This window comes from Pseudoalteromonas sp. (genome assembly GCF_041613455.1).
Lineage (GTDB): Bacteria > Pseudomonadota > Gammaproteobacteria > Enterobacterales > Alteromonadaceae > Pseudoalteromonas.
Window position 1 is genome coordinate 20,240 of the sequence record NZ_JBFJHD010000021.1, and the last position, 10,812, is coordinate 31,051.

10 protein-coding genes are annotated in these 10,812 nt (G+C 40.8%); 3 read left to right on the forward strand and 7 right to left on the reverse strand.

Annotated elements, in window-relative coordinates:
- Positions 1-162: 162 nt before the first annotated feature.
- Positions 163-2,343: a response regulator gene (locus ABYB02_RS04105; protein ID WP_372761188.1), complete on the reverse strand. Its 2,181-nt coding sequence runs from the start codon at positions 2,341-2,343 to the stop codon at positions 163-165.
- 255 nt (positions 2,344-2,598) lie between these two features.
- On the opposite strand from ABYB02_RS04105, the gene ABYB02_RS04110 reads away from it, so the two are divergent.
- Both ABYB02_RS04110 and ABYB02_RS04115 read left to right on the forward strand, forming a co-directional pair.
- Positions 2,599-3,306 carry a VC0807 family protein gene (locus ABYB02_RS04110; protein WP_372761189.1) on the forward strand — a complete coding sequence of 236 codons (708 nt, stop codon included), beginning with the start codon at positions 2,599-2,601 and terminating at the stop codon, positions 3,304-3,306.
- A 172-nt stretch (positions 3,307-3,478) separates the two neighbouring features.
- The gene (locus ABYB02_RS04115; protein ID WP_372761190.1) at positions 3,479-3,817 is read left to right on the forward strand and encodes a YajD family HNH nuclease; all 339 of its coding nucleotides are present in this window, start codon (positions 3,479-3,481) and stop codon (positions 3,815-3,817) included.
- 61 nt (positions 3,818-3,878) lie between these two features.
- Here the strand turns inward: ABYB02_RS04115 and ABYB02_RS04120 are convergent, their stop codons facing one another.
- The 4 genes from ABYB02_RS04120 to ABYB02_RS04135 form a co-directional block, all read right to left on the reverse strand.
- Positions 3,879-4,856 carry a GGDEF domain-containing protein gene (locus tag ABYB02_RS04120; RefSeq protein WP_372761191.1) on the reverse strand — a complete coding sequence of 326 codons (978 nt, stop codon included), beginning with the start codon at positions 4,854-4,856 and terminating at the stop codon, positions 3,879-3,881.
- 237 nt (positions 4,857-5,093) lie between these two features.
- A complete protein-coding gene (locus tag ABYB02_RS04125) occupies positions 5,094-5,519 on the reverse strand; it encodes an HPP family protein (RefSeq protein ID WP_372761192.1) in 426 nt (141 codons plus the stop codon).
- A gap of 105 nt (positions 5,520-5,624) precedes the next feature.
- Positions 5,625-6,005, reverse strand: a complete 381-nt coding sequence (locus ABYB02_RS04130) for an Hpt domain-containing protein (protein WP_372761193.1) — start codon at positions 6,003-6,005, stop codon at positions 5,625-5,627.
- Between the two features lie 4 nt (positions 6,006-6,009).
- Positions 6,010-8,388, reverse strand: a complete 2,379-nt coding sequence (locus tag ABYB02_RS04135) for a response regulator (RefSeq protein ID WP_372761194.1) — start codon at positions 8,386-8,388, stop codon at positions 6,010-6,012.
- A gap of 259 nt (positions 8,389-8,647) precedes the next feature.
- Here ABYB02_RS04135 and ABYB02_RS04140 point away from each other — a divergent pair, with 259 nt between their 5' ends.
- Entirely contained in the window at positions 8,648-9,895 is a 1,248-nt protein-coding gene (locus ABYB02_RS04140) for a SpoIIE family protein phosphatase (protein ID WP_372761195.1), read from the forward strand.
- Between the two features lie 91 nt (positions 9,896-9,986).
- Here ABYB02_RS04140 and ABYB02_RS04145 read toward each other — a convergent pair whose 3' ends face one another.
- Together ABYB02_RS04145 and ABYB02_RS04150 are read right to left on the reverse strand one after the other, a co-directional pair.
- Positions 9,987-10,310 (reverse strand): SMR family transporter, encoded by a 324-nt coding sequence (locus tag ABYB02_RS04145; protein WP_372761196.1) that lies wholly within the window; start codon positions 10,308-10,310, stop codon positions 9,987-9,989.
- Positions 10,307-10,645, reverse strand: a complete 339-nt coding sequence (locus ABYB02_RS04150; RefSeq protein WP_372761197.1) for a multidrug efflux SMR transporter — start codon at positions 10,643-10,645, stop codon at positions 10,307-10,309. Before ABYB02_RS04150 ends, ABYB02_RS04145 begins: the two co-directional genes overlap by 4 nt.
- Positions 10,646-10,812: the final 167 nt, after the last annotated feature.

Below are 10,812 nucleotides of genomic sequence, written 5' to 3' on the forward strand. Positions count from 1 at the left end.
TATAACTTACCAGCTAGGCAGCCGCTTTGTATGCGTTTGACTCTATTTTTAAAGTGATTCAATGCGTATTATTTGTACATTAACAGTTAAATGAGTGATTTTCCCACCAACACTAAGAGATACTAATTCCTCAATGGAGTTAATAAATAAGTTATTGGGCTCTTAATAAGGTTTTATCTGTTGAGATAAAAACAAGTTTGTCATATCGGCAATTTTTATCAATGATTGTTTATCTGTATCAGTCCACGACACTTTTGTCCCCACACTTTCGCAACAAATAACACCTAAAGGTTTGTTATCAATAAGATAAATGTAATCTAATAAGGAGTAAATACCCAGCGGTTCAAAGTAGCAGTTATTGAATTGTTGTGTTACTTCATTGTTTCTAGCATCTGAGGCATTGAGTACTTGGTGGGTGAGTATGTAGTTAAAATATGCCGGGTGATCAAGCCCTTTTAACACGGCTCCCGACGTTAGCTTGTTGTGTTCATCTAGGCATATTAAACAATTTAACTCACTGTGCTTTTTATTAAACAGCCACAGGCTCACTCTATTCGCATTGGGGATCAGCGCCTTTAACTCACTACAAATTTGTTTTAGTTTCCAATCGCTGCAAACATCGGGGTCACTAATTTTAATCGCTAAATTTTTCAGGCTGCAGTTGTTTGGGTTATATACATTAAGCAAACTATTTAATTTTACTTTATCAAACGGCTTCGTTAAGTAACCATCCATACCAATATCTAAATAATGTTTAATATCTTGTTTCATGGTATTTGCGGTCATCGCTATTATGGGAATTGCATTACCTACTTGCTGCGCCCTTATCTCTTTGGTGGCAGTTATGCCATCAATTACCGGCATTTGAATATCCATAAAAATCAAATCGACCACGTTACTATTAACGTAATCAATACACTCTTTGCCATTTTCAGTCAGCACCACATTAGCATTGTGGGCGCGCAGCATTTTTATAACCACCATTTGATTTATTTTATTGTCTTCAGCAACTAAAACTGTGCATCCCTGTAAATCAGTTATTTCTAGCGGCTGTTTTGTAACATTAAATAAGCTAGCTATGGCAAAGGTTTGTTGGTAGCTAAATACAGAGCCTTCATCTTCTTTACTGGTAAAGCTGATGCGGCCGTTCATTAAATCACTTAACCGACTACAAATAGATAACCCAAGTCCTGTGCCGCCAAACTTTCTTGAGGTTGATGCGTCTGCTTGATGAAATTCTTTGAATAAATTAGCCTGTGCAGACTCGCTAATACCCACGCCGCTATCAACGACTTCAAACAAAACCTCTTGTGTATTGGATGAACTAGCTTGAACGCTTACCTTTAACGAAACGTGACCATGATCTGTAAATTTTATCGCATTTGAGCACAAGTTATTTAAAATTTGGCCAACTCTAATGGGGTCGCCCTTTAAATTAGCCGCTATCTTTTGCTCAATTGTAACGTTGAACTTTATACCTTTACTGTAAGCTTGTTGCTTAAGGGGCTTAATAAGATCGTTAATCACAGCGTGTAGGTTAAAATCGATATTTTCAATATCTAACTTATCGGCTTCTATTTTTGAAAAGTCCAAAATATCATTAATGATATTAGAAAGTATATTGGCAGAGCTTAAAATACTTTTTAGCGTATCGTCTTTCTCGCTGTTTGTTTCTTCAGCAAGGCCAAGCTCGGCTAAATTTAAAATACCATGCAGAGGTGTTCTAAGTTCATGGGTCATATTTGCTAAAAATTGGCTTTTAGAGTGATTGGCTGTATCGGCTTTTTCTTTGAGGGCAGCGAGTTTTTTATTGTGGGCTTGTTGATCTTTTAGAGCTAAGGTTAGCTTTTTATTGTATAGCCTGAGCTCTAGCTGCGCGATCACCTCTTTACCCAGTATAGTCAGTGCATTTTGCTGCCTTTGCGTTAACTTTTTTGGTTTATTACTGATAACACATAAAGTGCCAATAGTGTGACCTCTTGGGGTGATGAGTGGGGTGCCGGCATAAAATCGAATATTGGGGAAACTCGTTACCAGCGGATTGTCGTGAAAACGTTTGTCGAGTAATGTGTTTTGAATTTCAAAAATGTTTTCTTGTAGAATAGCATGAGAGCAAAAGGCGATATCTCGGTCAGTTTCTTCAACATCAATACCATGCTTTGATTTAAACCACTGTCTTTTCGGGTCGATCAAACTAATCAGCGATATAGGCGTTTCACAAATATCAGAGGCAAGCTGAGTTAAATCATCAAAAATTTTTTCGGCTGCAGTATCTAAAACGTCATACTCATATAAGTCTTTTAACCTAGACATTTCATCTTCAGGTATTGATGCTTTTATCATGGTATCGCCCAATGGTTAAATAGTGTAAATATAGAAGTGTTTATAAGAAAACAGCAACTTTTATACGCAGTGCATGAGATAAAGTGATGGTTAAGGTCACAAGGGGTATTTTGCTATTGGTAACGTCGATTTATCGCCGCTTAGCGGTGAACATTTAGCTATTAACGGGCTGCCCTGATATATTAGCAACCTAGTGAGCACCCTATTGAGGGTGAGTAAAACGCTCAAGCAGTAAAGTATTTATGGAAGTAACGAATGACACAGAGTAATCAAGATAACAGTAAGCGTAAAAAGAATAACCCGCTGTTCGAAGTGGTGTTTAATATTATTATCCCTTCGATCATTTTAATGAAGTTTTCAGGGCCTGAATACTTAGGCACGGTGGCAGGCCTGATCGTGGCGCTGGTATTTCCTGTGGGTTATGGCATTTATGATTTTATTAAAGCAGGCTCGTTAAATTTTATTTCGCTACTGGGCTTTTTAAGTACGTTATTAACCGGAGGTATTGCGCTGTTTGAACTCAATGTTGAATGGTTGGCAATAAAAGAAGCGGCTATTCCGGGGATTATTGGTTTTACGGTGTTAATGTCGGGCTTTTTTGGTAAGCCTTTACTGGCAAAGGTACTGTTAAACTCGATTTTATTTAAGTTAGATGCTATTTACGATGCGTTAGATGCGCGCGGTAATACACAGCGCTTTAAACAAAAAATTACTTTAGCTAATTATATTTTAGCGCTCACATTTGTGTTCTCTTCCACGATGAATTACATACTGGCGAAATGGATTGTTACCAGCCCCGCAGGCACCGTGGAGTTTAATGAGCAATTGGGGGAAATGACGCTGTTGAGTTATCCGGTTATTGCGATTCCATCGATGCTGATGATGATAGGTATTTTCTTTTATGTGATCAAAGTAATTACTAAATTAACCGGCATGAAGTTTGAGCAAATGCTACATTCTTAGCCTGCTAATACATGAGAGAGGCGCGCAGTAAGTAACAGCGCGTTGATTATAAACAACTAAAAACCGCCCACTGGTATGGCGGTTTTTGTCTTTTTAAGCTATTAAAACACCGCTTAAAGGGGTAATCTGACGCGAGTGTCAGGGGGTTAGTAATCAGTTAGGTAGCAATAGTATGAGTAAAAATATCAGTGGGTTGCAAGCATATCAGCAGCAAGAGCAAGGTTATCGTGAAAAAGCGTTAAAAATGTATCCTTGGGTATGCGGACGTTGTGCGCGTGAGTTTGAGTATTCTAATTTACGTGAATTAACGGTACATCATATTGATCACAATCATAATAATAACCCCGATGATGGCAGTAATTGGGAGTTGTTATGTATTTACTGTCATGATAACGAGCATAATAAATACCACGAATACGTGTTGTATGGTGGCACTTGCGAGCCAACCGTTGCTGCGGCTACGCATAATCCATTTGCCGATTTAAAAGCACTGCTCAATAAAGCAAAATAAACAGCCAAGCGGTTTATTTTGCTACTCTTTGCTATGGCTCGCTGCGGCCATTAAAGCGGCTTTATTCTTCACTAAATACGGCGCGGTCGCGGCCTTGCTCTTTGGCTTGATACAGAGCATCGTCGGCGCGTTTAAACCAGCTTGCCACTGTGGTGCCGGGTATCCAAGACGCAACACCAAAGGATACGGTTACCGCTTTTCCTGCCGGAGTTTTTAATTCATTTTTAATCGTTTCCCGTAGCTTATTAATAAAGCCAACTTGCTCGCTGGGCGCTATTTCAGGAATGATTAGCACAAACTCTTCACCGCCAAAACGGTACAGCTTATCGTATTTACGAATATGCGCTTTCGTCGTGGTCACTAATTGTTTTAATACTTTATCACCTTCTGCATGACCAAACTCGTCGTTGACTTTTTTAAAGAAATCTAAATCTAAAAAGGCTAATAAGTAACAACTGCCACTGCGTTCGGCATGGGCAATGGCGGCTGCGGCATCTAGGTTAAGGGCGCGGCGATTGAGTGCCCCGGTTAACGGATCGGTGCTATTAAGTGTAGCGAGTAAATCGAGTTGTTTGTTGGCATAAGTTGCGTATACAAACGCGCAAACCGCTAACATTAAGCTACTTACTAAATAAGAGCCCAGTGGAATACTATTAAATAGTTGCGGTATGGTGGCTATTACGCCCACGTTAACTAGCGTGATGAGGAGTGCTTTGAGAGGATTTACTAAAAAAAATGTCACCGCGATCACCGGATATACCCACAGCACGCTGTTTACACCATTTAGAATTATTACGCTGGCCACGCCAATATTAATAAATAACGCGATAATGGCACTGGCTAAGCGATGTTTGCCAGTCAGGTGGGCAAAACCCGTTAAGGTTAAAATACCGGTTACCAAAGTTAAGTTAATCAGCGCAGCGATGATGTTGTTTTCTATAAACCGAATCACAATAAATGGCGAAATACCAAATACAGAGACAATACTGAGTACTAAGAGTATCGAAAGCTGATGTTTATTTTGTAGCTGCTGGATCATAGGCGCCTCAAGGTAATAGGTATATTTAAACTGCGCTGGCTTTAGTCAAAGTAATTGTTTTGCATGCTCACGTGATTACTTTGATTATGTAAAACAAGCTGACAGATCGCAACAGCTTATCTGTTGCTCACTTATAACTTTGCGTCTCAATATAGTCAAATAATTGAGGTGCTAGATGATCCATTATCTTTTTGAAATTTAAATGTTTTTAGTTACATTTCGACAATTTAAGCGTTATTAAGGTTTTTCGAGTAGCGCAGCGGCCAGACGAACAAAATCGGCTGAGGTTAAAATGCCTACGAGCTTACTGTGTGCATCGACCACCGGCATGCAGCCGTGCCTGCCTTGTACAAAAAATGCCACCACCTCGTGTAGCGGTTGTGAAGGGGTGACACAAGCAAAGTCGATGGCCATTAAGTCTTTTACTTGAGTGTCTTTTTCGTGAGCAATCAATGCATTTGCCCCATAAGCCCCCATAATGGCAAGTACTTTAGTCATCATTATTTTTTGCGTTAACATGCCCTGCAGTACCCCATTACTGTCGATAACGGGAATATGACGTACATTTTTTTCTTTCATTAAATTATGTGCATCGTACAAGGTATGTTCTGCACGCACGGCAAAGGGATCGCGGGTCATTAAATTGGCAACGGTCTGGCTCATTATTACTCCTAGCTAATTACTACTCTAGTAACTACCAGTTTAGCCTGATCTGCGATCATTGCCTGTGTTCAGTGACAAATAATGTAATTTTACCTGTTGCAACTGTTACACGCTTACTGCATTTTTTATTTCACTAAAATCGTAAGCTTGGTAATGTTTACGAGTAGCTTCAATAGTCTCTATCACTGTGGCTACATCATCACTGAGTAATGCAATGTGGCTGTTGGCTAATTTAGCGTTATCTTCTAATTGCATCGCTTGCTGATACAGTCGCTCTGCGCCAAAAGTGCCAGAGCAGCTTTTAAGTGCATGCGCTTCCCCGGCCACTTGTTGAATATTGCCGGTTGTGTGAGCTGAGGTTAATAGTTGTTGATGTTTAACCAGCTCATCAAGAAACGCTGCGAGTAGAGGCTCTAGCATGTCGATAGAGGTGTCGCTAATAATTTGTGTTATTACTTGTGGGTTTAACAGTGTAGCTTGTGGCATTGAGTTACTCCTTGCTTGCCTTTAGCATTAATTGACGATTAATTTCAGCAATTAATAGTGATAATTTGAATGGTTTACTAATAAATGCATTGATCCCCGCGCTTAAACAGCGTTCTCGCTCAGACTCTTCGGCATTCGCGGTGAGCGCGATAATGGGAATATTGGCATAGGGGGCGTTACTTTCTCGAATACGAATTGTGGCACCTAAGCCATCGAGTTTCGGCATTCGCATATCCATGAGCACAATATCAAAGTGTTTTGCGGCTACCTTATCTAACGCTTCTAATCCATTTTGCGCTTCATCCACTTCAAAGCCCACTTTAGTCAGCATGGCTTTTGCCACTAAACGATTCGACATCATGTCATCGACTACTAACACATGAATGTTATTTGCAGCACTGCTGTGGGTATCACTATTAACCTTATTAGTTTTAGCTGTTGTTGCTGCCTGGGCCGTGTTTGCATTGCTAACCTGAGGGTGTTGAGACGCTGTTGTATTACTGTTAGCAGCTATTAAGGCGTTGATTAATTTACGCGATGTGGTAGGGGCTTGGATCAGCGCGAGTTGTTTATTACTAAAATTAGGCGTTGATAAATGCGAAGTGGCAATAACCACCACTGGAATTGAGTCTGCTAGGGTATCTGCTAATTGGTATTGTTGATAATGGCTATCATTACAAATCAGATAGTTTACTTGGTGCTCAGTAAGCCACGCTGCAAGCGGCTGCTGATGCTCATAATAGAGTGTTTGCACGGGATTATTCGCGTGTGCTAACACCGTATTAGAGACAAAGGTATGTAACGCGGGATCAGGGCCCATTACAGCAATCACTTCGGGTAGCGGCTGTGTGGTTAACGGTAATGACTGATTCTTACAGGGGATCTCAATAATAAACCGAGTACCACAGGCTTTACTGCTTTGTAGTTTAATGCTGCCCCCCATAAGCTCAATGAGACGCTTAGCGATTGTTAATCCAAGGCCTGTGCCACCAAAGCTGCTATCGCGAATTGCATCAACTTGTTCAAACTCCGCGAATATTTTATTTTGCTCATGTTTATCAATGCCCACGCCGGTGTCGCTTACTTTTATTTGTAAAGTGCCCTCGGTTGCTTCGCCCGCCGCGCTGGTGAAGTACGCTAAGTTAAGACTGATCATTCCGTGCTGGGTAAACTTCATCGCATTATCTAAAAAAATAATCATGACTTGGCGGATTTTGCTGGCATCTAATTCTATTAATGCCGGCGTAGTCGGAGCGATACTACCAAATAGATAGACCTGTTCAGGGCAGTTTATAATGGCGGTTTGCAGTGCTTGTTCGACTAAATCGTCGATTGAGGTCATTTCGCGATGAAGTTCTACATGCCCCGATTCAATTTTTGAAAAGTCTAAAATTTCATTAATTATGGCCAATAAAGATTCGCCCGACGATTGCACCAATTTATAAAAGTAGTCTTGCTCTTTGCTATTTAAAATATCGCCTAATAGCTCAACACCTCCCAGTAGAGAGTTTAATGGGGAGCGAATTTCATGGCTCATATGCGATAAAAACCGGGACTTAGCGGCTGATGCGGCTTGTGCTTTTTCTGACTCAGCTTTAAGGGCTTGCTCTGACTGTTTTAATTCACTAATGTCGCGTAAAAATGCGGTTACATAGTGCTGATCTTTTAAATCGATTGGTACTAAACTTAATTCAACAGGAATTCTATGGCCATCACGGTGCATTGCTTCAATAACCACACGTTTGCCCAATAATGGCCCTTCACGGGTGTTTTTGTAATGCTCTAAACCATGTTTGTGCGCTGCGTGTAATTCGGGGGGCACAAACAGTTCGTACATGCGACGGCCAAGCACTTCTTCCCGCTTCCAGCCAAACATTTTGTAACCGGTTTCGTTATAGTCGACAATAATATCGTCCATGTTTATGGTGATCAGCGTATCTAAGCTGGAGTCTGAAATAGCCGACTTTATTTTGCGTTCAGTATCAACGTCGGTAACCCCAACACTGTCTAAATGCGATAGAGCAATAGACAAAATCACATACTGCTGCTGTTCAAGCTGACAGCGGGTGATGGCAAGTAAGGTGACGCTGCAATAGGGCTGTGCAATAGCCATAACCAGCGGTAAAGCTAGCGGTTTATTTGCAGACGACACTAATGTGGCCTGCATATATTTGGCGAATTTTTCGGCATCTGTGGCAGCTAACAGTTGCGTAAATGATTGACCAAGTAGCGTATTAAAATGCGCGGGTAAAAAATTTTTACAGCTATTATTAACCGCCACCACAGTGCCCAGTGCATCAAGTACTATGACACCATTAGCAATATTATCTAACATAAATTCTAATAGAGACTTGCTGTTAGCTAAGTGTTTAGCTATTTTCATAGTGTTCCCCCACTACTCGACGCAGCGTAATTGTTATTAACATCTTTTTAAAGCCGCTACGATAGATACTGTGCGCAAAATAGATGGTTTAAATTTTAATTGGCACTGATTGCTAAAATAGTTCTTATTTTGCGTTGCAAAATAAGAGTACGCTTGCATCTGCTCTTTAAGATTAGACTAATTCACTGATATTTCTATTTTTATTATATGGTGTGAATTTTGCGTTATTGATCCACAGTAGTCACAACAGGAGCAAGCTATGGTAGCAAAAGGTGATAGTTCACTAACCGCAAAAAAACCGTTGCTGTTAATTGTAGAAGACTCGCTCGCAGAACGAGAACTAATAAAGCTAAAACTTAGAAAGTTTGGTTATAACACTGTTGAAGTACAAGATGGTGAGCAAGCGTTTAGTTACCTACAAGAAAACCAAGGGCTCAGTAGTCAAGTTGATATGGTGTTAAGCGATTGGCATATGCCTAATATGGATGGCTTAACCTTATGTAAAAAAGTTAAAAGCGAAATTGCCCAAGCGCCGTACTTTATGATTTTAACCAGCCGCACTAACCCCGTCGACCTAGTGGCAGCTATGGACTCAGGTGCAGATGATTATTTAAGTAAGCCGTTTAATTCAGAAGAACTTCGAGTACGTATATTGGCGGGATTACGTGTTATAACGCTGATGGCAGAAACACAACATAAAAATATTGAATTACGCGCCGCCTTAGCAAAACAAACAGAACTGAGTAACGAAATAGCAGCGGGGCAGGCGGCTGCCGCTCAATTGCAAGCAAGCACGTTACCAGATGCCCATGTTAATATGCAAGGTATTGCAATGGCACATTACTTTAAAGCTGCTCAAGGTGTTGCGGGTGATATGTATGCGTTGCTATCGATAGCCGATGAGAAACTGGTTTTTTATCAAATTGATGTAGCGGGGTCTGGCGTGCGCTCTGCTATGTTGTCTTATGCTATAGCACGCTATATCAAAGAACTAACTGGTTGCTCGGAAGTTGCAGGTAAAGCGCTGAATATATCCAACCCTGCAGAGGTTGTTAGTCATTTAAATATTCAGTTTGCCTGTGCTGAGCACAACGGTGATGCTTTTACCTTGCTCTATGGCGTAATCGATTTGGCGAATAACACCATCACATTTTGCCAAGCGGGTCACCCTCATCCATTTTTAATTCACAGTAACGGTAAAGTAAAGCGCCTTGGAAGAGGGGGCACGGCAGTGGGGATATCGCGCGCAACTTGTTTTGCAAACGAACAGTGTTCGTTTAACCAAGGTGACCGCTTAGCTGTATTTTCTGATGGGGTGTGGGAATGTAAATTAGCTGCAGGTCGTCAGGTAACTGAGCTTATTTTGGCAAAATTGTTGAAAAGATTGACGCGGCTATCATTACGTAAGTTGCAACATCAATTGCAGCTCACGATGGATAAAATTGTTGGTGATGAAGCCCCCCGTGATGATATTAGCTTTTTGGTCTTAGGTCATAGTGATGAGTAGCCAACAAATCATATTTATTAGCACCACGTTAAATAGCGTAGCTACTCATTACTAAACGGTAGTCACTGGCTTACACCGCTTGCTTATGGAACTAATTACCGGTCAGTTGCATGGTAACAATTGACAGGATCAACACAGCTAAACCAAGGCATACAACCCAATTTAACTTGTGGTCAAATAACAACCAGGTAGCTAGTGCGGTGCCGCTGATAGACATGGCCCCCCAAGTAGCATACGCAATAAACAGTGGAATACCTTGCACGGCAAGGGTAAGTAAGGCAAACGCAGCCATAATAAAAATAATAGCAAGTACACCGTAAAGCTTGTTTTTAAAGCCTTGAGACATTTCTAAAAACACATTGGCGGCAATATCAAACGTCACTGAGCCAAGAATATAAAGCCAAGACAATATCATTGTGTTTGCTCCTGCATTGCATGGCCACTGTTAATGATCACAATGCCACTAATGGCTAAAAATAATGCAAACACTTGCCCTACAGAAATCGCTTCGCCAAGAAACACAATTGAAACAGAGGCGATAAATACCATGCCTAAACCTTCCCAAAAGGCGTTGGCTAATGCGATAGGTATTTTGCTGGTGGCTTGGCTAAGGGCAAGGTAAGCTAAGCCTACCATCAAAGTTACAAATAAGCTGCCTAACAGTATGTGGTCGTTATCTACCAGCCACTTCATCACAGTTGTACCGATAACTTCTAGAATTACCGCAATAATTAAATATATCCAATGCATTTTTCCTACTCTAAATACTAAAACAACCCGTGTATGGTACTGTAATTTGTTTTTAAGCTATAATTGCTCAGGGTCAAAAAAATTGACGCTTAGAGGTGCTTGATGAAATTAGAGTCGTTACAGTATTTTGTGATGATTGCGCAAACAGGATCTATTGCTAAAGCCGC